The sequence below is a fragment of the Pedobacter ginsengisoli genome (assembly GCF_002736205.1).
GTDB classification, from domain to species: Bacteria; Bacteroidota; Bacteroidia; order Sphingobacteriales; family Sphingobacteriaceae; genus Pedobacter; species Pedobacter ginsengisoli_A.
Genome location: NZ_CP024091.1, coordinates 3,784,949 through 3,808,496 on the forward strand (window position 1 = coordinate 3,784,949; position 23,548 = coordinate 3,808,496).

Annotated in this window: 24 protein-coding genes and 1 tRNA gene; 7 read left to right on the forward strand and 18 right to left on the reverse strand. The window is 39.1% G+C overall.

What is annotated here, in order from left to right:
* Window positions 1-14: 14 nt before the first annotated feature.
* From CPT03_RS15590 to CPT03_RS15600, 3 genes are all read right to left on the reverse strand, one after another.
* Window positions 15-2,882, reverse strand: a complete 2,868-nt coding sequence (locus CPT03_RS15590) for a glycoside hydrolase family 55 protein (protein WP_216641557.1) — start codon at window positions 2,880-2,882, stop codon at window positions 15-17.
* A gap of 315 nt (window positions 2,883-3,197) precedes the next feature.
* Window positions 3,198-5,540: an AAA family ATPase gene (locus CPT03_RS15595; RefSeq protein ID WP_099439702.1), complete on the reverse strand. Its 2,343-nt coding sequence runs from the start codon at window positions 5,538-5,540 to the stop codon at window positions 3,198-3,200.
* Complete coding sequence (locus CPT03_RS15600; protein WP_099439703.1) at window positions 5,521-5,724, reverse strand: hypothetical protein; 204 nt, start codon at window positions 5,722-5,724, stop codon at window positions 5,521-5,523. Before CPT03_RS15600 ends, CPT03_RS15595 begins: the two co-directional genes overlap by 20 nt.
* A gap of 309 nt (window positions 5,725-6,033) precedes the next feature.
* Here CPT03_RS15600 and CPT03_RS22825 point away from each other — a divergent pair, with 309 nt between their 5' ends.
* The gene (locus CPT03_RS22825; RefSeq protein WP_157766469.1) at window positions 6,034-6,426 is read left to right on the forward strand and encodes a hypothetical protein; all 393 of its coding nucleotides are present in this window, start codon (window positions 6,034-6,036) and stop codon (window positions 6,424-6,426) included.
* Window positions 6,427-6,464: 38 nt separating this feature from the next.
* Here CPT03_RS22825 and CPT03_RS15610 read toward each other — a convergent pair whose 3' ends face one another.
* Window positions 6,465-6,932 (reverse strand): helix-turn-helix domain-containing protein, encoded by a 468-nt coding sequence (locus CPT03_RS15610; RefSeq protein WP_157766446.1) that lies wholly within the window; start codon window positions 6,930-6,932, stop codon window positions 6,465-6,467.
* Between the two features lie 67 nt (window positions 6,933-6,999).
* Here CPT03_RS15610 and CPT03_RS15615 point away from each other — a divergent pair, with 67 nt between their 5' ends.
* A complete protein-coding gene (locus CPT03_RS15615) occupies window positions 7,000-8,634 on the forward strand; it encodes an ISL3 family transposase (RefSeq protein WP_099439705.1) in 1,635 nt (544 codons plus the stop codon).
* Between the two features lies 1 nt (window position 8,635).
* On the opposite strand, the gene CPT03_RS15620 is transcribed toward CPT03_RS15615, so the two are convergent.
* Both CPT03_RS15620 and CPT03_RS15625 read right to left on the reverse strand, forming a co-directional pair.
* Window positions 8,636-9,004, reverse strand: a complete 369-nt coding sequence (locus CPT03_RS15620) for a hypothetical protein (RefSeq protein ID WP_157766470.1) — start codon at window positions 9,002-9,004, stop codon at window positions 8,636-8,638.
* Window positions 9,005-9,193: 189 nt separating this feature from the next.
* Window positions 9,194-9,270: transfer RNA gene (locus CPT03_RS15625), tRNA-Asn, on the reverse strand.
* Window positions 9,271-9,490: 220 nt separating this feature from the next.
* On the opposite strand from CPT03_RS15625, the gene CPT03_RS15630 reads away from it, so the two are divergent.
* From CPT03_RS15630 to CPT03_RS15640, 3 genes are all read left to right on the forward strand, one after another.
* Window positions 9,491-9,817, forward strand: a complete 327-nt coding sequence (locus tag CPT03_RS15630) for an ArsR/SmtB family transcription factor (protein WP_099439707.1) — start codon at window positions 9,491-9,493, stop codon at window positions 9,815-9,817.
* Window positions 9,814-10,296, forward strand: a complete 483-nt coding sequence (locus CPT03_RS15635; protein ID WP_099439708.1) for an SRPBCC domain-containing protein — start codon at window positions 9,814-9,816, stop codon at window positions 10,294-10,296. Before CPT03_RS15630 ends, CPT03_RS15635 begins: the two co-directional genes overlap by 4 nt.
* A gap of 142 nt (window positions 10,297-10,438) precedes the next feature.
* Entirely contained in the window at window positions 10,439-10,762 is a 324-nt protein-coding gene (locus tag CPT03_RS15640) for an ATP-binding protein (RefSeq protein ID WP_099439709.1), read from the forward strand.
* A 206-nt stretch (window positions 10,763-10,968) separates the two neighbouring features.
* On the opposite strand, the gene CPT03_RS15645 is transcribed toward CPT03_RS15640, so the two are convergent.
* The 3 genes from CPT03_RS15645 to CPT03_RS15655 form a co-directional block, all read right to left on the reverse strand.
* Window positions 10,969-12,072, reverse strand: coding sequence for a sensor histidine kinase (locus tag CPT03_RS15645; RefSeq protein WP_099439710.1), 1,104 nt, complete (start codon window positions 12,070-12,072; stop codon window positions 10,969-10,971).
* 103 nt (window positions 12,073-12,175) lie between these two features.
* The gene (locus tag CPT03_RS15650; protein ID WP_099439711.1) at window positions 12,176-12,472 is read right to left on the reverse strand and encodes a hypothetical protein; all 297 of its coding nucleotides are present in this window, start codon (window positions 12,470-12,472) and stop codon (window positions 12,176-12,178) included.
* Between the two features lie 61 nt (window positions 12,473-12,533).
* Window positions 12,534-12,974 (reverse strand): Hsp20/alpha crystallin family protein, encoded by a 441-nt coding sequence (locus tag CPT03_RS15655; protein WP_099439712.1) that lies wholly within the window; start codon window positions 12,972-12,974, stop codon window positions 12,534-12,536.
* Between the two features lie 354 nt (window positions 12,975-13,328).
* On the opposite strand from CPT03_RS15655, the gene CPT03_RS15660 reads away from it, so the two are divergent.
* Window positions 13,329-13,616: a hypothetical protein gene (locus tag CPT03_RS15660; protein WP_245869861.1), complete on the forward strand. Its 288-nt coding sequence runs from the start codon at window positions 13,329-13,331 to the stop codon at window positions 13,614-13,616.
* A gap of 555 nt (window positions 13,617-14,171) precedes the next feature.
* Here CPT03_RS15660 and CPT03_RS15670 read toward each other — a convergent pair.
* The 5 genes from CPT03_RS15670 to CPT03_RS15690 all read right to left on the reverse strand — a co-directional run bounded on the left by CPT03_RS15670 (window position 14,172) and on the right by CPT03_RS15690 (window position 19,915).
* Window positions 14,172-15,155 carry a transglutaminase domain-containing protein gene (locus CPT03_RS15670; RefSeq protein WP_099439713.1) on the reverse strand — a complete coding sequence of 328 codons (984 nt, stop codon included), beginning with the start codon at window positions 15,153-15,155 and terminating at the stop codon, window positions 14,172-14,174.
* A gap of 18 nt (window positions 15,156-15,173) precedes the next feature.
* Window positions 15,174-16,109 carry an alpha-E domain-containing protein gene (locus CPT03_RS15675; RefSeq protein ID WP_099439714.1) on the reverse strand — a complete coding sequence of 312 codons (936 nt, stop codon included), beginning with the start codon at window positions 16,107-16,109 and terminating at the stop codon, window positions 15,174-15,176.
* 12 nt (window positions 16,110-16,121) lie between these two features.
* On the reverse strand, window positions 16,122-17,564 hold the full coding sequence (locus tag CPT03_RS15680; protein WP_099439715.1) for a circularly permuted type 2 ATP-grasp protein: 1,443 nt from the start codon (window positions 17,562-17,564) through the stop codon (window positions 16,122-16,124).
* 855 nt (window positions 17,565-18,419) lie between these two features.
* On the reverse strand, window positions 18,420-19,280 hold the full coding sequence (locus CPT03_RS15685) for a nucleotidyl transferase AbiEii/AbiGii toxin family protein (RefSeq protein WP_099439716.1): 861 nt from the start codon (window positions 19,278-19,280) through the stop codon (window positions 18,420-18,422).
* A complete protein-coding gene (locus CPT03_RS15690; protein WP_099439717.1) occupies window positions 19,277-19,915 on the reverse strand; it encodes a hypothetical protein in 639 nt (212 codons plus the stop codon). Before CPT03_RS15690 ends, CPT03_RS15685 begins: the two co-directional genes overlap by 4 nt.
* Before the next feature lie 204 nt (window positions 19,916-20,119).
* Between CPT03_RS15690 and CPT03_RS22830 the strand changes: the two genes are divergently transcribed.
* Entirely contained in the window at window positions 20,120-20,260 is a 141-nt protein-coding gene (locus CPT03_RS22830; protein ID WP_157766471.1) for a hypothetical protein, read from the forward strand.
* A gap of 495 nt (window positions 20,261-20,755) precedes the next feature.
* On the opposite strand, the gene CPT03_RS15695 is transcribed toward CPT03_RS22830, so the two are convergent.
* The 4 genes from CPT03_RS15695 to CPT03_RS15710 all read right to left on the reverse strand — a co-directional run bounded on the left by CPT03_RS15695 (window position 20,756) and on the right by CPT03_RS15710 (window position 23,542).
* Window positions 20,756-21,739, reverse strand: coding sequence for a transposase (locus tag CPT03_RS15695; RefSeq protein WP_099439718.1), 984 nt, complete (start codon window positions 21,737-21,739; stop codon window positions 20,756-20,758).
* Complete coding sequence (locus tag CPT03_RS15700) at window positions 21,732-22,085, reverse strand: transposase (protein ID WP_172954192.1); 354 nt, start codon at window positions 22,083-22,085, stop codon at window positions 21,732-21,734. Before CPT03_RS15700 ends, CPT03_RS15695 begins: the two co-directional genes overlap by 8 nt.
* A gap of 127 nt (window positions 22,086-22,212) precedes the next feature.
* Window positions 22,213-23,196 carry a transposase gene (locus CPT03_RS15705; protein ID WP_099439719.1) on the reverse strand — a complete coding sequence of 328 codons (984 nt, stop codon included), beginning with the start codon at window positions 23,194-23,196 and terminating at the stop codon, window positions 22,213-22,215.
* Window positions 23,177-23,542: a transposase gene (locus CPT03_RS15710; protein WP_099439720.1), complete on the reverse strand. Its 366-nt coding sequence runs from the start codon at window positions 23,540-23,542 to the stop codon at window positions 23,177-23,179. Before CPT03_RS15710 ends, CPT03_RS15705 begins: the two co-directional genes overlap by 20 nt.
* Window positions 23,543-23,548 lie beyond the last annotated feature (6 nt).

A 23,548-nucleotide genomic window follows, 5' to 3' on the forward strand; every position in this document is an offset into this window, starting at 1 on the left:
AGTTCATGAGCCTTTTACTTCTTATCAGGAGCAATGTCAGATCCGAATATCTTGCCGGGTTTGGCATTATTTTCTTTAACCGGAGAAGCATAATAGTTATTGGTTAGCTCTGTTGAGACGCCAGTCTCATGTAGCTTCACATATACATCATCACCGGTAGCCTGCCCTGGCATTCTTTGTGCGAAGTAAGAAGAGTACACATAAGCCTTTCCGCCCCTGTTATCTATGCTGGGAGCACCAGAGCGCGTGAAGTTTGCCTGTTGAAAACGCATGGTGCCGCTATTTATGATAGCCCCTATGGTAGGACTACCCCAAAAAGCACTATTGTATAAGATCAATTGAGCATCCGGGTGAACTTTACTGGTATTGGCTTCCCCTCCCATAAGCACATATGACCTGACAGGCTCTGCTGTTTTTGTAACGACCAACTCAGAGTTGATCGCAATTATTTTGGTGTTCTGGTCAGCATCTTCTACAAATAAAGAAAAGGAACATCCATCAGAACCGTGACCTATCACCGTCATCTTTCCAGGGTCCTTACCCGTTATGGCATCTTTCAGGAAATGCATACCGTAGAATGATCCGTAAACGAAATTGTTGAAAATCGTCTGGTTTTTAATATCGGCGAATTTAAGCGCGCTGCAGTTTGACTGTACAAAACGGGTCAAAGCTACTCTTGGGTATCCTTGCCCTGACTGGGGAAGCCGCGATCCGTAATGGGGATTGAGCTGCATATTCCGGATAAATCCGCCCTGGGCACCGCCGCCAACCCAAATGCCCGCCCTTGCCAGTACTCCGGCAAAATAATCGACATAGTGTCCGCTGGTGTTGTAGGAAGCCAGGTCAATTCCTTTATCTCCGGCCCCTATAGTCACATTCACGATATACACGTCCGGACCTTGCCCCTGGATCAGGAACGGTGTCTTTCTGGGATTATTAGTGCTATAACCATCCGTAGCTATATTAAGTTGTGCGATGGTTAATCCTCTTATACCTGCACCTTCTGCCAGCTGTATCAATGAAGCACCCTTTTCTCCTGCTGCACCACCGTCATAATTTGTAAATATACCAACACCACCATTTTGCGTATGGTGCTGTACGTCCCATGTTCCCCGCAATTCAACGCCTGAAGGAATCTTAATGGGATTGTTTACCAAATACCTTCCGCCCGGAAGATACAGTGTTCCACCACCGGCAGCCTTAACTTCGTTCAATGCTTTTTGTAATTGGGCAGATACATCTTCTGTCGGCTGTTCATTGTTAAAGCCCGTTGCCCTTGGCAGATCTGCTTTCAAGACATTGTTTGATGCCGGTTTCGGGTGTACTTTAATGTTCGTTATTATATTTTTAGGAATCGGATCAAACGAATATTCCTTGCCATTATTGATCTCAACTTTGGCGGATTTACTTTCATTTTTGATTTCCAATCTACCGTTATAGCCGGAATTCACCGATTTTAGGGCATTCACATCTGCACCCAGAAACACATGACCGGTAGTTTTTTTAAACTCGCTCTGGGTGAGCAGTACATTACCATTATTAATTTTAAGTGCGTACTGGCTGTAGTTGCTAAACGTGCAGCTTTCAAAGGATATCGCCCCGTCGCTGCCATCGCTGACAACAGGGCCAGTGAAATCCACCCCGTTGAACTGGACGGAAGTTTTGAAATCCTTATCGAAATACACGGCCTTGCCATCTTTTTCAGCGCCAAAAGTAGAGTTGGAAATCAGCAAGCCGTATGGATTGACGGCCTGAACATATATGCCGGTTTCGCAATTCTTGATGTGAATTTCGTAAAACTGTGCATTCGGCGCATCGGAGAAACCCGGTTCCCTTCCAACCCACATACCTGTCTTATAATCGGTCACATAAAGATTAGACACGTATTCCCAATCTGAGCGGTGCATATTGAACCCGGTTCCGTTCGCCTTTGTGTAAGCGGTGGCCCTGGCAAGCGAGGGTGACCCTGGAAGCCCTGAATTCGCCCAGTACTTCGGATCTATTTTGACATTCTCGATACGCCCGATATCGGTGCAGACATGGATCTCGATCCCTGTACTGAGTGCGGTCATATAGCTGTTTAAAACATAATGCAGTTCGCTGGGAGCAGAATAAAAACCGTTGTAGGAGTTTACAAGCGTAACGTTCTCAATCGTTGCGCAGTCTCCGTTTGGCTGAAACAATGTCCACGGGTATGGTTTAATATCATTGATATCCTGTTCAGGATACCAGATTGACAGGTTCGTCACACCGGTTCCCGAGTTCACGTCTATAAATCTGTCGGCTATACTGGTATAGGTCGTGCGGAGTGCGCCGCCGGCCTGAGAGTCGTTCCACCAGCTTTCAACAGTTCCGTTATAATTGGGTGCATTTTTACCAACGCGGACTTCAAGAATGGTTCCCAGAACTTTACCTTTGCTTAATTCCGGATCCGCCCAGTCGCCCCGGATCTGCACACTCGGGGGTATATTCAGCACATACTGGTAATCAAAGTCTTTCATGATTTCCTCAGTGCCCTTACGTACTCTCACCTTTTTGGCAGCGGTTTGTGTACTGCGGAACTCGTAATTGCCCGCCGGTATGTACACTACGCCACCACCGTTCTGATAAGCGGCATTAATAGCGGCCTGGAAAGCGGCTCTGTTGTCAAACCCTGGCTTGGCCTTTGCCCCAAATTTGGGGTTAGTTACTACAAAATCCGATACAACCCAATCTTTTGTTGGATAAATGGTTTTTATGCTTGTGCCTACCTTTTTGTCAGCGGCTATTTGCGCATGACTGTTATTTGTCAAAAACAGGCACATCATGGCAGTTATGGCCAATCTTTCCAGGTTTAAAGCTATTTTTTGGATAATGGAGCTTTTGCGATTAAGATATATCATCAATAACGGGTTTATTTACATTAGTGGTTATACCGCCAAAGTACACCTGTAAAACAAATAAAAGATTAATATTGAATTAATAGAGCTGTTTTCAGTCTTAGCTCTCGTGTAAAAAGATTGTTATTAAATAGAATACATCGGCTGGACTCTTAGAATAAAAATGATATTTAACCATTTTCCATGGTGCAATGTATATATTCAACACGATCTGTATGTGTGATCAAACGAGTATATTTTATAGTGTTTCAGCCAGTTTCTCCTCTAAGTAGATATATCCTCTTTCCATACTAGCGATTTTAAAAAAATTTTCACCTGTTAAACAGCAGGTTCAGACAAAGGAAAGAGGCGAATAGAACCTGAGCTTGTTTCAAAATAGGACCCTGACTTATCCTTTTCCGGGAAATTTCCCTTTTCTGGGCATACCAGGTTTTCTGTGAATTCATAAACCAACGTACCGAATTCCTGGACATCAGTATCAGAAACCATAGAACCGTCAAAATTAAAATGCGCACCAACCTGATTTCTAATGGCGGCAAGCTTCTTCATGCCGTCAAGTAAGGGCTTAAGTTCCTGTTCACGGCTCACTACGGAATAATCATAAGCTCCCAATGCGTTTTTTTCAAACCGCTGTACTTTAAGAACCTTCTGGAGTTTGCCGGAAATGCAATCCAGCAGTTCCCTGAGCACATACTCATTTCTGGGTTTTCTGGGAACCTTGCAGTGATATTTTATGGAAATAAAATCAAGTACGTTTTCCAGCACAGTGCCGGCGAGGTTCGAGATCCTCTGCCTGTCAAAATCATGATCATCAAGTGCTTTCCTGAGCTCCTCCAAATCGATCTTTCCATTTTGCATCCTGATCCCGGTATTGATATTCCAGTTCCTGAGTTCTACAAAATGGACATCGTGTGATGGTGCCCTGCTAAATCTGTATCTGTCTTTCCAGGGACGATAGTGGGTAGTAATCAGGATGTGTGAAAAAAAGCTGACCTGTTCGTGCAGTAAGGTAATAAACCTGTCCAGATGTGTTTCATCAACTGACATGACTACATCATCAAGAATCAGGATTGTGTTTTCGTCATTATACTTCTTGGCGAGCGCCAGAAAAATACAGATTCCCAACGTGTCCAGATGAGATTCACTGTAAACGGACTGAGGGGTAATGGATTCCTCTGTATGGAAGTCAGCATTCAGCTCTATCGAGTTTTTTACATTGGCCTTCAGGAAAAGTTTGATACCTCCTAAGCTTTCCCCGGGATGCATTTTCTGATATAAAGTTTCCACATCAGAAGAAATAGACGCCAGTTCCCCGTCAATAAAATCCTTTCTGCATTTCTCTACAATATTCAGTGCACTTTCAGCGGCCGTGGCCAGTTTATCAGCTCGTCCGCTTTCTTTTCTGCTGCTTACCAGCGCATTAAACTGCTGTTTGATGAGGTTATGCTGGTTCTTGGATTTTTCAATTTTATCGCTCTCACTTTTAAGGTCGAGCATCTTGAGATTGATTTCAGAACCTTTAGTATTTAATGACTTGTATTTTTCATTGTTCGTCAACAGCGCTTCTATATCAGACAAGACAGATAAAAGTTCATCCCCAGGCTCTAATAAGGCTTTAATGGACGGAATAAACAGATCAAGATCCTCAATAAATGATTCTATCTGTGTTTTCAGCGTTGCTTCAGTTTGCTCCCTGGCCTTTTTTAAGTCCGCAAGTGATTTTTGAGCAGTCTGAAATTCTTTCATTTTTGCAATCTTATCACCAAGAGCTACCAGGAGCTTTTCTTTCACGATTCCCTGATCACACACCGGGCACAGGTTTAATTGCTCTTTCCCCGAAATGTATGCGTCAGCTTCCGTTAATACCTGTAAAATGCTAAAATCTGCTAATGGGTTCGCTTTATTAAGTTCGTCAATTTTAGCGGCCGCAGCCTTCTCTTTTGCCAGATCTGCATTGTATTTAACCAGTGTTTTCTTTACTTCTTCCCGCTTTGATACTACAGTATTCCAGTCCTTTAAAAGCTGAAGGATTTTATTCTGACGCTCAATAAGCTTTGAAATATCTTTGTCTGATTCACTTTTCGCCCACGCTTCCCAGGTTGTCATCGGGCTGCCTTCCGCCTTCCAGGTATTCTCAAGGACCGATGTGGCTGCAATTATTGTTGCCTTTAGTTTTTGAAATGCTTCGGCTGTAGTTTTTTTAGCTTTACGTAGTTCTTCTTCGCATTTCATGATTTCGGCTACATCGATATAATCTTTAAGCACCTCATATCTTTTTCCTGGTTCGGAATCAATGAGGTGAATAATATGACTTCTTCTGAGATGCCGCACACTTGGCGCGCCGGTTTCAGGACTCTTTATGAATGTTGCTCCTGATGGATTTAATTTAGCTGTGAAAATTCCTTTATCTGTACTGAGCTTTAAAGACACCTCATTTATCGCGCAGCCTAAAGACTTAATGAAGCCCTTGTCGGTAGAGGATTTATCTCTGATGGAACCCAGATTGTCAGTGCAGAGTGCGATCATCGCATCTGCGATGCTTGATTTACCATTCCCGTTTTCACCAAAGATCATGGTGATGCTCTTGGATGGATTGAACTCCAGTTTTAAAGGCTGCGAGGCTCCCCGGAATTTGTTAATTTCAAGCGTTTTCAGTTTCATTTGGCGAATCGAGGGCTTTAATTTTTTTCTCTAATGCTGCAATCCAGAATTTCTCAGACATTTTACCATCTGTCAATAACTGCTGAATTTGCGAAATATTTGCATCAAGAATCAATTCACCGGCTGATAACTCAGTAGTAATTTTTTCAGCAAGTGTCTGATTTGGATTTCCTGATTGTAGCATAAAAAGTAATTTATTATCTCAAAGTTAATCAATCCAAAACCGTTACGGTAAACTATTGAAAACTAAAATGATCATTACGCTCAGAACTTTAGCACAATCTTTCAGCTGATATATTTCCATCGTCATAACTGATCAATAAGGTCAGTACGGCTGATATACAATAGGCATTGTCCAGCGATTTGATTTAGGCAATAAAATTATCATCGAAAATTTTATAATTCAAACTCCAGAACTGGATATTGACAAAAATTAATTAAGCTAATTTTTGCGCACTTATTATAACCAAAAAATCTTCCCCTGGCGATACCTATGAAAATATCAAGAAACCTACAACTATTCATCAACGAAACCATAACCCCATTCAATCTACTCCAATCCACACTCCATGACCATGATTTTCAGAAATGGCAGCAATTCCTGAACCAGCAGAAATGCGAACTCCAGCTGAACCTATCGGAAATCCTGCTCGGCGGCACCGAAGCAAAAATCAAGCACCAGTACCTGAAAAGCTTTCAGCAACTGCTGCTGATCATGAGCAACCAGGTCAACCATTACCTGCACAGGGAATACAAAACCTGGGCAACCCACGCGCAGGCGCCCCAGATCAAAACCTGCTATATCCGCACTTTAAATCTTTTTGAAAGTATGCTGCGCAACGCTGCAAACCAATTTTCAGAATACTATTGTATATTTCGCAGATAGTGGTTCTCCGTCACTTTTGGTGAAAGTATATTAAAAAACTACACGTTATTTGTTAACCCCTGCTTCTTTTTAAAGGTTACGCCAACTTTTTCTAGCAAGTTGTATACCTGTGCTTTCTGATACGCTAAACCGTATTCCTGTTTAATCCATTTGACCAAGGTTGGTCCAGTCCACCTGTTTGATTCAAGCCCATAGTCTGAGGGGATCTGTTTTAGAACAACTGTTTTTATTCTTTCAAGCTGTTCATTCGACAATGCGCTATGCCGTCCTCTTCCTTTCTTGTCCTTTAGTCCTTCTATGCCTTCATTCTCAAAACGATGCACCCAGTTGGTTATCTGTTTAAAACTTATATTATGAAGTTCAGACAGCTTTCTGCTGGAATGTCCCAATGCAACCAGGTAAACAATATTAAGCCTTGCTCCAACTGTGTAAGCTTCATTCCTGTTTAAGATTTTCTTTATTTCATCAGCTTCTGCACGCTGAATCTTCAATACTGATTTTCCCACGGTGGCTTTTTTTAAGACCAACAAATATAAGTGTAAGTATGTGTAATTTTATAATATACTTTTTATTATGATATCGCAATTTATACTTCCTACAAATGTGCAGCTTCGAGCTGACTCAATCCATTCGGAACCAGGAATACTATATATTGATACCTCTGTATGTCAAACCTGTTCAATCTGCCCTGTTTGTAATAAAAAGAGCAGTAAAATTCATAGTCGGTATTCCAGGACTCTTTTGGATTTACCTATTTCCGGCCATTTGTCAAAAGTTCAACTTAAAGCTAGAAAATATTTCTGTGATAACCCTGAATGCCCCAGGAAAGTCTTTACCGAACGGTTTGATTGTGAAATCAAACCATACTACAGAAGGATGATCCGATCGAATGATCTTCTCACCAGAATGGCCCTTGAGCTTGGCGGGAATACAGGAGCAGCTATTAGCCGGTACGCCGCTGTGCCTGTAAGCCCGTCCACAATATTAAGAGTGGTAAAGCGTTTGGATATCCAACCTAAAAAACTAACATCAGGCGTTATTGGCGTAGATGACTGGGCATTTAAAAAAGGAAAAACTTACGGAACGGTCATCGTTGATTTAGCGAAAAAAGAAGTTGTAGATCTGTTGCCGGACCGGGAGTCGGCTACTTTATCCGAATGGCTGAAACAACATCCCGAGATAAAAACGGTTTCAAGAGATAGATACGGCCCATATGCATTAGGTATAAAGACAGGAGCGCCTGATGCCAGTCAGGTTGCAGACCGCTTTCACCTGCTTATGAATCTCGGGGATGCGACTAAAAGGATATTTCAATCGAAGGGAAAAGAACTCAGGGAGGCATTTACACTTTATAATCAGCATAATCAGCCGAAAAATCAGCCTGCTAAGGCCATTGAGACCGAATCAGCAGTTCAAAATATGCTACAGATTACAGAAGATACTTTAACAACTGCCAATATCAGTATTGACAAGCTACACAAGTTCGAAAAAGTCAAAGATCTTTATAGTAAGGGTAACAGTATAAGACAGATTGCCAAGACTGTAAAATTAACCCGTACAACCGTGAGAAAATACACGATGATGGAACAGCTGGTTAAAAGACAGGCACATACCACGACTAATCTGGACGCCTTTATTGATTTTTTGATGCAGGAAGAAAATAGAGTAAAAACTTACCGGGAATTGCATAAAACGATTGTTGAGATGGGTTTTAATGGGAAGTACACCCAGTTTTGCAATAAAATGAATGAGCTTAAGAATACGCAACCAGCTCTTAGACCGAAATCCACAGGTCCAATACTGGTAAAAACTTGGTCTCCCACCAGATTATCACTTATGCTATACAGGGAGCCCTGCGAACTAAAAAGAGCTGATGACAAAGATTTTCTAAAGCTTCTATTTGAAAAATACCCACAAATGAAGAAAATGGAAAAGTTAGTTAAAGGCTTTAAAAACCTATTTAAGACTAAAAAGGATGGCACGCTGAAAACCTGGATTGAAGAGGTGTTTGAATCTGATTGCGGTTTGAACAATTTTGCAAAAAACCTTTTAAAAGACTATGATGCAGTAAATAACGCAGTGATAACCAATATAAGTAATGGGCAGGTTGAAGGGCAGGTCAATCGTATTAAAACAATTAAAAGAAAGATGTACGGCAAGGCAGGGTTTCAGCTGCTAAGGAAAATGGTACTTGCAAAATCAGCATAATTCACCAAAAGTGACGGAGAACCACGTTCCGCGAAAGAGGTGGCCACATACGGAATAATCCCCAGTTAATGATCTTAATGCGATAATCGTCAAGAATGGCATTGACCTTCCTATTAATAAATGGGTCTTTGATCAAAAATTCATTTTCAGATTTGGGGTGCTTTTTTATCTGACGACCGGTCAGGTAGTGTGTTGTCTCTATAAATTTCTTAACACTTTTGTGATACACCCTGATCTTTACACTATAGGTTCCGTCATTTCTGACGTGGTGAGCAAAAATTTTTGCTTCTACTGTTGCCATTTCTATTGGTCTTTTAACGGTTAATGGATTACCGGAAGTCCTACGTACGACCCTCTGACTTTTGATCAAAGTAAAATTCTCAGTGACGGTTTCAGTGACGGTTTTTATGTGAAGTTCAGCAATAACTGCTGTTGAACTGTTTCACTACCTATATTGATATATACTTGTTTTTGGGGGAGGAATACTTCCACATGCAATAAAAAAGGCCATTCCTTTGCAGAAATGGCCTTTTAAATAATCGCGGGCATGCGATTTAGTTGGCTCCCTCTGCTGGGCTCGAACCAGCGACCCTCTGATTAACAGTCAGATGCTCTAACCAGCTGAGCTAAGAAGGAGTCTGGTCTTCCAAAAATACCGGTGGTATATCTTATGCCTCGTTTATTTTGGGAATGCAATATTAGGGATTTTAATTATATCCTACAATATTAGAAGCACAATTTAATTTTACTTTAACCTTTTATTTTCTTGCAACTGTGAATAAGCGGCTAACTTTTTTAAATTTTATTTGCGCAAGCAAATGCTTGCCAGTATATTTGCAAGCAAATACTTGCGCTTATGAAAATCAGAAGAGATGTATATCAAGCCATAGCTGATCCAACCAGAAGAGAAATTATTAATCTGATAGCGGGTCAATCGTACAATGTTAACTCCATTGCCGAAAAATTTGACACGACCAGGCAGGCGATCTCACTACATGTGAAAATTCTTGAGGAATGCGGCTTATTAGTGATTAAGCAAAGCGGGAGGGAAAGATTCTGCGAAGTCCAATTGGAACGCCTGGATGAAGTAGTAACCTGGATTGATCAATCCAGAAAATTATGGAATCAACGTTTTGAAAAATTAGACAAATACTTACAACATCAAAAATCCAAGGAAAAATGAGAACTAATAAAGATGATCTATTGATCAAGCATCTATTTGATGCACCGCGTGAAATGGTTTTTAACGCATGGACAAATCCTGAACATTTGAAACACTGGTATGCTCCAGACGGATGTACTATAGACTTTAAATCTATAGATGTTAAAGTTGGCGGAAGGTTCCATTCTGTGATTCACGATCCTATAAATGGAGATTGCTGGATTATGGGCGTATATCAGGAAGTAAATATCCCTGAAAAGCTAGTTTTTACAATGGAGCTTACTAATGAAGCCGGAATACCGGTAAGTGCTACTGAAGCTGGAAAATCTAAAGATTGGCCGCCAGCAATCATTACCACAATCACTTTTGAAACAATTGGTGAACAAACAAAACTTACCTTGCATCAAACTGTTGCAGAATCAGAAGCGAAAAAAACTGGCGCATACCAAAGCTGGTTTAGCATGTTCGATCGCTTAAACAACTTACTCTCAAATAATTAAAAGGATCAATATCAAAGGTAAGGCGAATACTTTAAAAACGAAAAGGGGGTGTCCCAATGTGAAGAACCCCCTTCAATTCTGCTCCCTCTGCTGGGCAATTCTCGAACCAAATAATAGCTTCATTAGCTAAATTGGCTGATATATGAACCAGGAATTAATCTTTCACTTATTTTACAACCTCATCAACAATGCCATACGTTACAATAAAGCAGGAGGAAGCATTGAAATAAGGGACGAATATTTAGAGAATCTTTATCAAATTTCGATAATTGATACCGGAAAAGGTATCCCTAAAGAAGCGCTCGACACAATATTTGACCGTTTTTCTCACCATGAAGGTAGTGGGCGACACAGATTGGGGATGTCAATCGTAAAAAGTATCGCTGATTATTTTGACATTAAAATTAAGATAACATCTAAACTACATCACGGTACTAGCATAAAACTCTCTTTGAAATATCCGTAAACATTTTTTTGAAAAACCAAATTTCCAAACCTTTGGATTCCGAATTAAAAATTGCATTTATTACTGACTTGAACTAGGTGAATAATAGTTGAACATGCATTTACATACCATATAAACCATTGTAATCAGTATTTAGGAAGTTTCGTATTGGAAAAATGGAAATTTGGCTTTACCATTTATAAATCGTCACAATCAGCTTCTAAGTCTCATTTTGGAATTAATGGCAAGGTAAAAGAAAATTCAGATCCCTTTCCTAGTCGGCTATTTACCTTTATCTCACCTTCATGGAGTTTGATTATTTCTGCGGCCAAATATAATCCTATGCCCAAACCGTTAACTTTATTGTCTGAAGTATCATTAACTCGAAAAAAACGCTTAAATAGTTTTTTTTGATTCTCTGGACTTATTCCTATCCCTTGGTCTACAACATCTATCTTAACAGTGTTTCCAATAATACTGCAATTAATTTTTATTGTAGTACTGTCTTTTGAATATTTAATTGCGTTACCTACTAAATTTGTCAGGACACACCCTATTTTATCTTTGTCCGCCAATACATTTATAAGTGGCGGACAATTAACTTCAATATAAAATTTTGGAGCAACTGTCTGACTTTCATCAATTAATTCAAGCAGTAATTCATTCAATGAAAAAGGCTTAATATCAATAAACATCCGATTTTCTTCTACCCTGGAAAGGTCTAGAAAGTCATTAATCATAGATGTCATTTTAATTGTCTGAGACTTCGCCCGCTCCAATAAATTGGAAAGAGTTTGATCTTCTATTTTCAAACTACGAGCCAATCCCAATTGTATATACGCATGCATTGAAGTTATAGGGGTTTTAAGTTCATGGCTTAAAATGGTAACAAAATTTTTCTTCCGCTCTTCTTCCTGTTTTTTATCGGTAATATCTCTTGCAATTTTCGAAACTCCTATTATTCTTCCATTCAAATCTCTAACTGGAGAAATTGTCAAGGAAACGTCGATCAGATGACCAGACTTAGTTACTCGCCTGGTCTCAAAATTTTCAATACGGTTTCCATTCCTAAGGTGAGCTAAAATTTGAGTTTCTTCTTCCTTTCGTTCTTCGGGAATTAATTTCATGATCGATTGACCAATCATTTCATCTGGCGAATATCCAAAGATATGCTGCGCCGAGTGGTTCCAGCTGGTCACAATGCCTGTCAAATCTTTACTGATAATTGCATCATAAGAAGAATCAACGATAGCGGCAAGCATTGCGCTTCTTGCTTCTGCAAGTTCAAGTGCTGTAATTAATTCTACGTGTTTAGTACGTTTACCGTTCAATTTATTCTTCTTTTAATGACTTAATTTAGCAAGATTAGATTAAATAATAAGGCTAAAACTGAAAATATCAAAAATATTCCCTTTTCAAGGAACAGTTAGATATTTATGCCCCTCTATATTCCAAATTTAGTTCCTTGAATACTTCTTTGGTAATTATTTTTGTATTAAAAGCCAGGTGCTCCCAATTACAATGTAAAATAGATATTGGATAGGAAATGCCTTTTTGCTTCTTGGTCAAATCCATGCTAATTACCGAATTTGCCTTTATTTCTCTTTCTCCCTGCATCAAATTAAAAAGCCCTCTGGCGAATTTTTCATTAGACCCTAAATAGAAGCTTGCATAAGTCTCCAAGCCCTTAATGGTCTTCATATTTAATGAAATTTCAAATGAAGTTTCCATAACAATAGATTAAAAAAAGAGCTACCATCTAGGTAGCTCTCGAAATTCATCTTTGAAGAAATTATTTAATTTCTATTTGACGGCTTACTGTTTTTGCTTCTTCTCTTTTTGGAATATTGATCGCTAAAACACCATCATTATAAGTTGCCTGAATGCCGTTTTCATCGGCACTTTCAGGTAAGGTGAAAGAACGTACAAAAGAACTATAGCTGTACTCACGTTTGGCGTAATTCCTTTCCTCTTGTTTGTCGTCTGTTCGTTGCTCCACAGAAATACTCAATACATTCATTTCAAGGTTGAGCTTGAAATCTTCTTTTTTAAGTCCCGGAGCCGCTAATTCAACATGATAGTAATCAGCACTTTCACTGATGTTTGCGGCTGGTACACGCGCTACCATGCGATCCGCAAAGAAAGTGTCATTGAAGATGGAATCAAAAACATCATTAAAGCCTGGTATTAATGAATTTCTCTTGTTTTCTGGATTAAATTTAACCAACGTCATGGGTTTTTCCTCCTTAATTTGATTTAATGATTAAAACTTATAATTAATTAAACTCTTTGAACTTTCGTTCGCCCATAATAACACAACATAAATGCCAAATGAATTTTTGATTAATGAGACTGAAAAAATTACAAGATCACTGAAAAATATTCAGTTTTTAACTGTCAAAAATTCATAGCAAGAAACAAAATATTCCCTATGAGAAATTATTCCTAATACAGCCCTATAGTTGTTGATAGTTATTGACTACTTTTCCATCACATATTGAGCCTTAAAGAAAAACAAAATGGCCCTATTAGAAAAGTAAAGCAGGCACAAAATTTCTAAATTTGCACGTCATAATATCAGCAGGATATGAATTTAAAGCAAGAAGATAAATACGACACATTAAGCTATTCGGGTATATTCCTTTCGTGTTTTTCCGAATATGGCACACACTGTATACACTCCAAACCCGAACACGTTTTGGTTTATATCTATTCGGGCGAACACGTTATTGTTGACAGAAATAAAAAGACCATTATAAAGGCGGGAGAATGCGCATTTATCAGACGGGATAACCGTCTGCAAATGTTCAAAAACAGTAAAGGTGCAGATTTCTACAAGGGTATTTCAGTGAAGCTGCTTTCAAAGCAGCTGTAAAGCCAAAGGAATTAATGATTATCCCTAATGCCGTACATGTAGATTTATACGACAAGGTTGATATTATTCCTTTCGCCAAGCTGGAAACATTCTTTAACAACAATTTGAAGTAAAATGGCAGTTATAAAACATTCTTTCTTAAAAGGCACGACAAGCACCGGCATACGGCGTTCACTCCCTGTCTTGACACAGGACTTCCCCAACATCACAAATTCTTTAAAAACCTTGTAAATCAGTCAAGCGAATAGATTTAAGCTTGAAAACTGGCCACTTTGGAGCATACTCAGTGGCCAATTCTCTTGTATATACAAATGGTGTGCGGAGTCTTCGACTTTACCCGTGCTAAAAAGGACAAAAATCTTCGTTTCTGACTTACAGAAGCAGTATAATCACTTTTTTTTGCGATTCAAAATTTTGCTCCGTCACGTATTCGTAACGGTCTTTTATGTGAGTTGCCTTTAGACCATTTTTTCGTACTCAGATAAAAATGGATATTCTTATATTTACTAAGCTTAAAAAATAAAACATGGATAAATCATTTGAGTTAGAATTTTATTATTGCTGTTGCTGCTGTTGTTGAATGACCGTATCCATATAGCGCTGATAACTATTCTTTATAGGTTGATTGGCAATCGATTTATTGTAGTTGACTTCTTTTGGTTGAAAGTACCCTTCAATTTCCATGTTTTCATCATCATCATGTCCCACAGAAACGGTTACTTCTAGAACATGTCCTGATGTACCTTTAAAAACCCCTTTAACAGGCGAACAATCACAGAAGTTCCTTCCTACTGCCAATCGGACATGGTTATCGTTAGCAATACAATTATTAGTAGGGTCCAGTCCTAGCCAACCATATCCAGGAAGATATGCCTCCGCCCAGGCATGGGTTGCGCCCTCTCCCCGCATACCATCTCTGTTAGGACAAATGTACCCACTTACATAACGTGCAGGAACTTGTACAAATCGGAGCATTGTAGTTAGGATATGAGCAAAATCCTGGCAAACACCAGCCTTTAATCTTAAAATCTCGTCAATCGTGGTATCAACAGTTGTCAAACCTTTAATATATTCAAAGTGCTTAAATACATAGTTACAGAATTTTACTGCCATTTGATAAGGGGTGTCATTTTCATCCCTGAGCGTCATTGCAGTTTGTTTAAGGACATCCGCATTTTCAAAATATTCCTGTTTAAGGTAGTCAACGAAGGGAACATCATATTTGATCATATCAAGGGTATTCCACTGTTCACTGGCAAAAATATCATCCTGGGGCAGCGGTCTTGGAATAGTCTCCACAGAAATCTTAGAAAATATTTTCAGTTGGTTATGTGGTTCGCTTTGAGTAAAAATACCCACCTCATTCCCGTAATAATCTATAAAGATATCCACATCCGGGCTTCCTGAAATGTTGAGGTCGTGCTTGATTACCTTTTGATATTCATCTTTAATTGGGAACAGGATGATCTGATTAGCACTGTCACGAACAGCAGATTCATATTTATAATTGGTGATGTGTTTTATTTTAAAAATTGGCATCTTAATTTTGTTTAAAAGTTAATAACTGGCAAAATAATATTCATCTAATAGGCTTCCTATACCAAAAAGTTCATTTCTGACCTTTACAAGATAGGTATGCAAGTCTTCTTCTTTCATGCTGTAAACAGAACTGTAGGTGATGTTACTGTGTAACCTGCCTATATTAAAGGAAAGGTTATTGTAATGCTCCAGGTTTTTTTCACTTTTCAATCGTTCAAAATACCGCTGTATATTGTTTACTGAATAAATAGCCGACCTGGGAAAGTCTTTGTTTAACATGACCAGTTCGAGCACATTTTCAGCATCAAAACCTTCCCTATACGACTTAAGATAAAGTTCGTAACCTCCCAACGACAGCAACAGGTGCTTCCAGTAAGATGCATCAGTAAGCAGATCGGGATCATTGGAAATAGATATAAATTTGATATCCAGAATATCGATAGACTGAATACTTCGTTCCAGGTATTTCCCGATATTCATAAAACTCCTGATTTCACCGCGCTCTAAGGTACTTTCAGCAGTGCCATAATAAAGCATAACTTGTTTTATCAGGATATCAAGTGCCGTTATGGGGTCATCTTTCTGTACATACCACAACAGTTTTGGATCTTTGACAGTATGGTAATATTCATTTAAACATTGCCATAGATCTTTGGCAATATGTTCCTGGACACTTCTTGCATTTTCCCTTGCCAAGGTAATCATGTTGATAATAGAATTTGGATTGTCCCGATTAAAGAGCAGGTATTCCACCACAGCACGACTGTCGTTTTTCATTGTTGAAATTTCTTCTTCATTTCCACCTGATGAAATCCGTATTACCGGGTTCCATGTGAACTCGTGTATAGTATCTTGTGATGAGGCATAATTTATCTTAAGCATTCTTAAAATGCCATCACTGCGCTCCACATACCTGCTTAGCCAATATAAACTTGATGCTACTCTGCTTAACATAACGCGTATAATTTAAGATGATAAAACCCAGGTGTCTTTACTGCCACCACCTTGTGAGCTGTTCACGACCAGCGAGCCTTCTTTTAAGGCAACCCTGGTCAGTCCTCCCGGAACTATGGATATGCCTTCAGGACCATACAACGCATAAGGCCTTAAATCTACCCGCCTTGGTTGTAAAACCCCATCCATATAGCATGGAGCAGTTGACAAGCTAATGGTGGGTTGCGCAATAAAATTCCTGGGATCTTTTAGTATTTCCTTTTTATATGCCTCCATTTCCTGCTGAGAGGCAGCATGCCCCATTAACATTCCATATCCGCCACTTTCATTGGTTTTTTTAATGACCATTTTATGCATATTCTGAAAAACATATTCCTTCTCATCAGTATTACCCAGGCTATAGGTCGGAACGTTTTTCAACAACGGCTCCTCATTTAAATAGTACCTGATCATATCAGGGACATAGCTGTAAACAGCCTTGTCGTCCGCAACTCCATTTCCCACGGCATTAATTATAGCTACATTACCCTTACGATAAGCACTCATTAACCCTGCAACACCCAAAACACTATTTGGATTAAAAACCAGCGGATCAATATAATCGTCATCTACTCTGCGGTAAATGACATCTACCTGCTGCAGCCCAGTGGTAGTTTTCATGAAAACCTTCTGATCACGGACGAGCAGGTCCCGGCCCTCGACCAGTTCCACCCCCATTAACCTTGCCAGGGTAGTGTGTTCATAATAGGCAGAGTTATACATGCCGGGACTTAACAATACTATAGTTGGATTGGAAACTGCACGCGGAGATAATGCAAGCAAGTTTTTGTATAAAATGGATGGGTACTCAGTAACGCTACGAACTTTACATTGCGGGATCAGATCCGGAAACAAGCGCTTGGTAATTTCCCTGTTTTCCAGCATATAACTTACCCCTGATGGAGTTCTGAGGTTGTCCTCCAGCACATAAAACGTCCCATCATTATCCCGGATCAGATCAATTCCAGCGATATGAATATAAATATCATGTGGAACGTTAAGCTGATGCATTTCCCGCAGAAAATGTGGACAGGAATAAATCAGGGCCGATGGGATTACTTTATCCTTGATGATAAACTGATTGCTATACACATCTTTAAGGAACAGATTTAGCGCCTTGAGCCGCTGTTTAATCCCTTTCTCTATGAATGACCATTCGGAAGAAGTGATGACGCGGGGAATAATGTCAAAAGGAAAAATTTTCTCAATGCCCTCACCACTATCATAAACAGTGAAAGTAATTCCCTGGCTCATGAATAAACGTTTTGCCAGTTCTTCTTTTTTGTTGAGGTCATTAATTGATTCATTTTTCAGATAATTGATAATATCCTGATACTGACCTCTAAGATTGTTATCCGAAATATACATTTCATCCCATGTATCCGATACATTTTGATAGCTTTTAAGGTTAATCATACGCCTATCTCCTAAATTATTCTTAACAATAGGCTATTTTATTACTTTTTTTTGATAAAAAACAATAAATAACAAATAATTATAATTTATAATCGGATTTTTCCAATATTTATAGCCAAATAAATAATTTTACAACACTTCTACAGACATTAAAAGCCATTTAGTATTAAATTTACAAGCACACACACTACAATTTAAAGGAAAATCAGATTTATGATTAGATTTATTTTAAAAAAACAAGAATCAAGACCTATTTACTCCATACTACATCAACGAGTTACCTCTATTTAATCTTCAAAAAAGAGTTTAAACGAGCTGTTAACGGTAAAGCTACCAGACTAAGCAATGTTTATTATTACAAAAGAACTAATTAGATAGAAAAATGAGATGGGCATTAAGAAAAATAACACAAAAATAAATAGAAGTCAAAGCTGGTAAGGATGCATAGTTTATTGATTCAATAACTCAGCTTATAACAGAAATTGTAAAATCAGATATAAAAATGCCAAGAATAGTTCAAGAGTCTCCGCTTAATGTTCTGCAAAAGGTAAATTTACCTAAAAAACAGGACGAACATTAAAATACTGAAAGTCAAAAGAATACAAAAAACTACAATCAAAAAAATCCAAAAATCGAAATTCACAAACATTCCCTCTGCTGGGCTCGAACCAGCGACCCTCTGATTAACAGACGGAGGATACCCAACTCTAACTATACCTTAACCAATTGGTTACAAACTATCAAAGAAATCCCGTTAAATATTTGTAACGGCTTTTAATTATTAACAAATTTAGTAGGTCCTTTTAAATACATGGCTTCTGGTTTTAATTTTTCCAAAGCCACAAGGTCTAGAGCTTAACTTGATGTATTGATTTTTAGTTTTGCACTCAGGTCGTGGAAATAACTTGGGGACCATATTTCAAGTCCCTTTGGATCCTTTATAAATCTGGAGATGTCTGCTTTGACAAAGTCCATTTTAACACTTTCGATCTTTTCGCTCAATAATTTCCTGAACTCTTCTTCGTTGATGGTCTCTTTTTTCCAGTCACCGCTATCTATCGCCCTTAGCAAGAAATGATCGAGATTGAGAGGATATCCTTTTTTGATGTACCATTCCATATCATACCAGTCCCGCCCCTTTACATTCGTGCCCCACTTGCGAAAAAGCAATGCATGCATCTTGCCGGCAAAAAGGTCGGGAAGCGACAGGCACTTCACGTAAAACGAAAAAGGCTTGAGCAATAACTTTTCCTCAGTAGAAAACCCCAAGGGCGGCTCTTTATCCACTTCTATCTTGATCTTGATGCTGGCTACTTCCTTAAGTCCGTTCTGTGGGATGACACCCTCCAACACAAGTTCTTTCCAAATGGTTTCCGACTTTAGAAAGGCTGAGTTGATGTTGCTCTTCGCTATCTTCTGTTTTTCCGAAATAGATACCTGCATCCCTAGGGCGGCGAACTCATTTATGATAGCATCTTGGTATTTTTCCAGCGAAAAATCCTGATCAATGGCAAGCAACGAAAAATCCAGGTCCTCTGAAAAGCGGTCCAGCCCGTAGAATATCCTGAGCGCAGTTCCACCATAAAATGCCGCCTTTTCAAAAAAACCGGCACGGTTAAGCCCTGCCAGTGTGATCTCCTGCATGATTTCCCTCAATGCATCTTTAGCTTCCTCCCTGTTTGCGGGATGATAATCTTCAAGCCATTCCTTTATCATATTTTTTCGATCATTTTGATTAACATTTCCAGGCTTTCCCTTTTGGGTGCATTTTCCAGCCAGCTTAACATCGCGTTTAGATCAAACTTAGCTAGATCTTCTTCCTCCATTCTCAGGTTTCCAAAAACATAGTCTCTTGCAGAAGACTGGCTTCTTAAGGTTATGCCCGCTGTTGTAGCTATTTTATCGCATAGTGCCTTTTCTTGGATTGCCATTATAGCCTGTTGGTCTTTAGATAGGCTCACGGTAGCAAGACCGAATGCGTAATAAGGCAATGGCAGGTTCGTATAGGTATATAGTCCAATGTTGGTCTGAAATTTCCTAGAGGCTTTTGTAGTCATTGAAGTGACCGCAAAAACCTTTTCTGGAATTAGCCCGTAATGGGCGAGCGCACTTTCCATTGAAAGGTAGCTTGGTCCGAGTATATGGTTGGCAAGCAATGCGCTTTCAGGTCGTTCGGTGCCAAGGGATCTACCTGCTATATAAAGTCCTTTTTTGACCGGTTCGATCAGGCCATCGGCTTTTAAAGACAATATCTTATCATTTGGTCGTTTATAGTCTTTTAAAAGGCCGGCCAGGAGCTGGTGGGTCAGCGGTTGGTTAGATAGCTCTCTTAGTGCTGCTTGAATATCCATTGTAAAATATCAACAAGATAAACGATTTAATTTCGTTTATCTTATATCAAAACTACATAAAACATTTAAATATGCAAAATATTAACAAGATAAACGATTAATATTCGTTTATCCTTTGTTATATCAACAATACAATGAGTCAAAGACAGAATTACGAATATACTTCGAAATAAATTTATATTATATGTTTAATAACTAATCCTTATGCAACGCTCTACAAGTGAAAAATTCAACATCATTAACCGCCAGACTGAAATTATTTCAGAACTGCCCACAACCGGATTAGAGGCCATTAGTAAAATTATAAAAATCAAGCGCACTACTATCAATCCTTCTATGCGATAAGAACGGGAATAGAGCGATTAATGAAATTAATCATAGGGCAACAAACAGTCAACCCTATAAACTTGCCATAAATTAGAAAAATCTGACAAAAGAGCTTGACATCGCCTTCCTAGACAATAGTGTAGTGGAGTTGCTTAAAGGCTTTACACAGCACGTGGTCAGTGACAGTGCTTAATTCGACCCATTTTATGGGCGAATTGATTAAAACAAGCAGTTTTTCAAAAATTTCTGAAGAATGAAGATTAAATATCCTATAGACAGCTACAGGGTTTCTTTCAAATTTCGAACAAATGTGGATTCGAATTCTAGTTTTTTTTCTGGTTTTATTAAAATTGAAATCATTTCTTAAATTGATAAATTTGTTCTACAAGCCATTGATACAATATGACTAGAGAAGAATTCGACAATCAGGCGTTGCCTCAATCGGATGCAAATTCAAATTTAGAAACAGACTCAAGGAGGATCAAGGAGCGGAATTCTTGGGGGCATGAAACTTTAAGCATATATTTTAGAAAGTCTGAATAGAAAGAATTTGACATCTCTTACCCCTCTGGAAGTTGCTCTGAAAGCTTTAACCTTGGCATTGAATGACTCAGCTGAAGCATTCGTTGATCTATTAGTAAAGAAATTCAGAATAGATAAATAATGAGCCTGTATGGATCTGGATACTGTTCTGAATGATTCTATTGCGGAATCTTCCACATCATTATACCACAATGCCAGTCTTTTAAATGCCTGCTCCTTGCTTTTACATACCTTAAAGATTTCGCCTAATCTAAGGGATAGTTTATAAGCCTTTTTTAACTCGGGATACCGCTCAAATAGTAGTTCAGCCCGATTTTTCTGAACCTGAGTCCACTTGCTGTGGTGCTTGAACAGCAAATACCTGCTTCTGGCCAGCAATTGCTTTAGCGTATCTCCGTTGGAAAGCACCTCCCCGCGGAAGATGGTTTTAGCTCTCTTTGCTTGCTTAATCGCTTCATTTTCTGCATCCAGAGCTTCCCAACGGTATTTGATTCTGCATTCCTGTACAGCATCATAAGCAAGTTTTTGAACATGGAAGCGGTCGATGACCCTGTGCGCATTGGTAAAACATCTCCTAATGGCCAACTGCATATTTGCAGCCATATCCATGGTGACTTCCTGTACTCGTTTTCGAAGCCTTTCGGGTATTTTCTTCAGTACGGTGATAATATCCTCGGCTACTGTACCTTTGATCATTGCTACAATAGCGCCTTTACGACCTTTTGCAGTCTTATTGGTGATGATGGTATATAATTCTCCATTGGATAAAGCAGTCTCGTCGATGCTTAAATATGGACTGATATTCTTTGTGAACAACATCCACTGGTCTGCATGATCTTTCTGTTCCCAACTATTGTAATCGCTGATATGCTCTTTATATTGTTCTTGAAGCTGTTTGCCATCTACCTGAAAGTAATGACCTAAATGATAGCAGCTGATTGGATGATTATCCAAATATTCCTTTTAAAAAAAGACCGAATTCCGTTGTCATTCGTGCCCCTTTCCTTACTAAATCCCAATCTCTGCTGATGATCTCCGCGGTCTTCTTAACTGTCCAGCGACGCCGTTTAATGCGTAAAGCGACTTTTTGACCTCGAATTGGAAAATCCTGGATACTCACCTCTGGAAAGAAGCCTTTGGACTCAAGGTCTTTGTTTGCATAGCCATCAGGGGCTATATTTTTCTCTTCAAGGTAGATATTCAACATCTTACCTTCTTTTTCTACTTGCGTTAATTCAAAATAATCCAGAATGCCTTCTGGTAATAATAAACTGATAAGGGTTTCTGCAGCTTCGCTCAAAATGAAAATTGTCGTTTGATTTACAAGTGCAAAAGAAAGAATTTATTTCATTCCCCCCAAGAATTCCGCTCCAGCATTATCTGGATCAATACCAAAAGTTGTGGAGCAGGGCAGCTTTTTTAGGATTTTAGGCATACAGTTGAGTTAGTCTGTACAGGAAGAATTCTATATTTTTCACCCCTCTGAATTGCGTTCTGAAAGCCTTTATTTTAGCATTGAACGATTCAGCCGAAGCATTTGTAGATCTGTTATCAAAATAGTTCAGAATGGTGGTGTAATGATTTTGAATTGAGCGTGCAATTGTGTTGAAGGATTTGAAGCCAGTCTGTCTTACTTTCTCGTGCCACCTGGCCAGGTTAGCCAATCCGAAGACTTTATCTTTTGTATTTTCAAATAACTGACTAAGCCCTATGCTGAGTCCGTAGGCTGTTTTAAGGTCTGGATATTTTTCAAATAGGAGTTTTGCTCTTTCTTTTTGGCTCTGTTTCCAGTCTGAAGGCTTCTTGTACAGTACATACCTGCTTCTTGCTAGTAATTGTTTCAAGGTATCTCCATTTGCAAGTACTTCCATACCAAAGTCGGCACCAGTCTTCTTTGCAGATTCCAAGGCCTCATTTTCAGCATCTATAGCTTCCCATCGGTATTTGATCCGCATTTCCTGAAGTGCCTCAGTAGCCAGTTTCTGTACATGAAACCTGTCTGTTACTCTTACCGCCACGGGAAAACATCTCTTGGCAATGAGCTCCATATTACCTGCCATATCTAATGTGATTTCAGTAACCTTTTTGCGGTCCCTTTCTGGAATTTGGTGCAATATCGAAATTACGGTTTCTGCTTTGGTACCAGCTACAATGGCCACGATCGCGCCCTTTTTGCCTTTAGCAGCTTTATTAGTAACGATTGTATAGAGTTCTCCATGAGACAGGCTAGTCTCATCAATAGAAAGATGTTTACCAAGATTCTGAGGAAATAAAAGCCACTTCTTAGCATGTGATTTTTGATTCCAGCTTTTAAATTCACTCAGGTAATCACGATACTGGCGAAGCAGGTTTTTGGCGTTTACCCCATAAAAGGAGCTGATACTGTCAATGCTATTGGGTGCTGTATTGATTGATTTCTTTTAAAAAAGCCGCGAAATCTCCTGTCATTCGCGTTCCCTTTTCTACTAAAGTCCAATCCCGGTAGATCACCTTACCACTTTCCAGATTCATCCATCGCCGCCGTTTGATGTGATAAAAAACCTTATGGCCACGGATAGGGAAATCCTGAACTACAATCTCTGGAAAGAAGCCTTTGGACTGCACCTTGATCGAATTCCATTCTGTTGGCAGAGTATTGAGCTCTTCTAACTGAATATGAAAAGTATCTGGTTCTTCAATCGCATTGGTGAATTCAAAATTCTCTAAGATAAATTCTGGTAAAAATAGGCTCAGTAAAGACTTGGTAGTGGATGGCATAAATGG

Coding starts and splice junctions, on each gene's coding strand:
- CPT03_RS15635 (WP_099439708.1), top strand. CDS start 9,814: ATGAGAACTAATAAAGATGATCTATTGATCAAGCATCTATTTGATGCA.
- CPT03_RS15655 (WP_099439712.1), bottom strand. CDS start 12,974: ATGACGTTGGTTAAATTTAATCCAGAAAACAAGAGAAATTCATTAATA.
- CPT03_RS15660 (WP_245869861.1), top strand. CDS start 13,329: ATGAATTTAAAGCAAGAAGATAAATACGACACATTAAGCTATTCGGGT.
- CPT03_RS15685 (WP_099439716.1), bottom strand. CDS start 19,280: ATGATAAAGGAATGGCTTGAAGATTATCATCCCGCAAACAGGGAGGAA.
- CPT03_RS22825 (WP_157766469.1), top strand. CDS start 6,034: ATGAAAATATCAAGAAACCTACAACTATTCATCAACGAAACCATAACC.
- CPT03_RS15670 (WP_099439713.1), bottom strand. CDS start 15,155: ATGCCAATTTTTAAAATAAAACACATCACCAATTATAAATATGAATCT.
- CPT03_RS15590 (WP_216641557.1), bottom strand. CDS start 2,882: ATGATATATCTTAATCGCAAAAGCTCCATTATCCAAAAAATAGCTTTA.
- CPT03_RS15675 (WP_099439714.1), bottom strand. CDS start 16,109: ATGTTAAGCAGAGTAGCATCAAGTTTATATTGGCTAAGCAGGTATGTG.
- CPT03_RS15710 (WP_099439720.1), bottom strand. CDS start 23,542: ATGCCATCCACTACCAAGTCTTTACTGAGCCTATTTTTACCAGAATTT.
- CPT03_RS15680 (WP_099439715.1), bottom strand. CDS start 17,564: ATGATTAACCTTAAAAGCTATCAAAATGTATCGGATACATGGGATGAA.
- CPT03_RS15615 (WP_099439705.1), top strand. CDS start 7,000: ATGATATCGCAATTTATACTTCCTACAAATGTGCAGCTTCGAGCTGAC.
- CPT03_RS15650 (WP_099439711.1), bottom strand. CDS start 12,472: ATGGAAACTTCATTTGAAATTTCATTAAATATGAAGACCATTAAGGGC.
- CPT03_RS15690 (WP_099439717.1), bottom strand. CDS start 19,915: ATGGATATTCAAGCAGCACTAAGAGAGCTATCTAACCAACCGCTGACC.
- CPT03_RS22830 (WP_157766471.1), top strand. CDS start 20,120: ATGCAACGCTCTACAAGTGAAAAATTCAACATCATTAACCGCCAGACT.
- CPT03_RS15630 (WP_099439707.1), top strand. CDS start 9,491: ATGAAAATCAGAAGAGATGTATATCAAGCCATAGCTGATCCAACCAGA.
- CPT03_RS15600 (WP_099439703.1), bottom strand. CDS start 5,724: ATGCTACAATCAGGAAATCCAAATCAGACACTTGCTGAAAAAATTACT.
- CPT03_RS15640 (WP_099439709.1), top strand. CDS start 10,439: ATGAACCAGGAATTAATCTTTCACTTATTTTACAACCTCATCAACAAT.
- CPT03_RS15595 (WP_099439702.1), bottom strand. CDS start 5,540: ATGAAACTGAAAACGCTTGAAATTAACAAATTCCGGGGAGCCTCGCAG.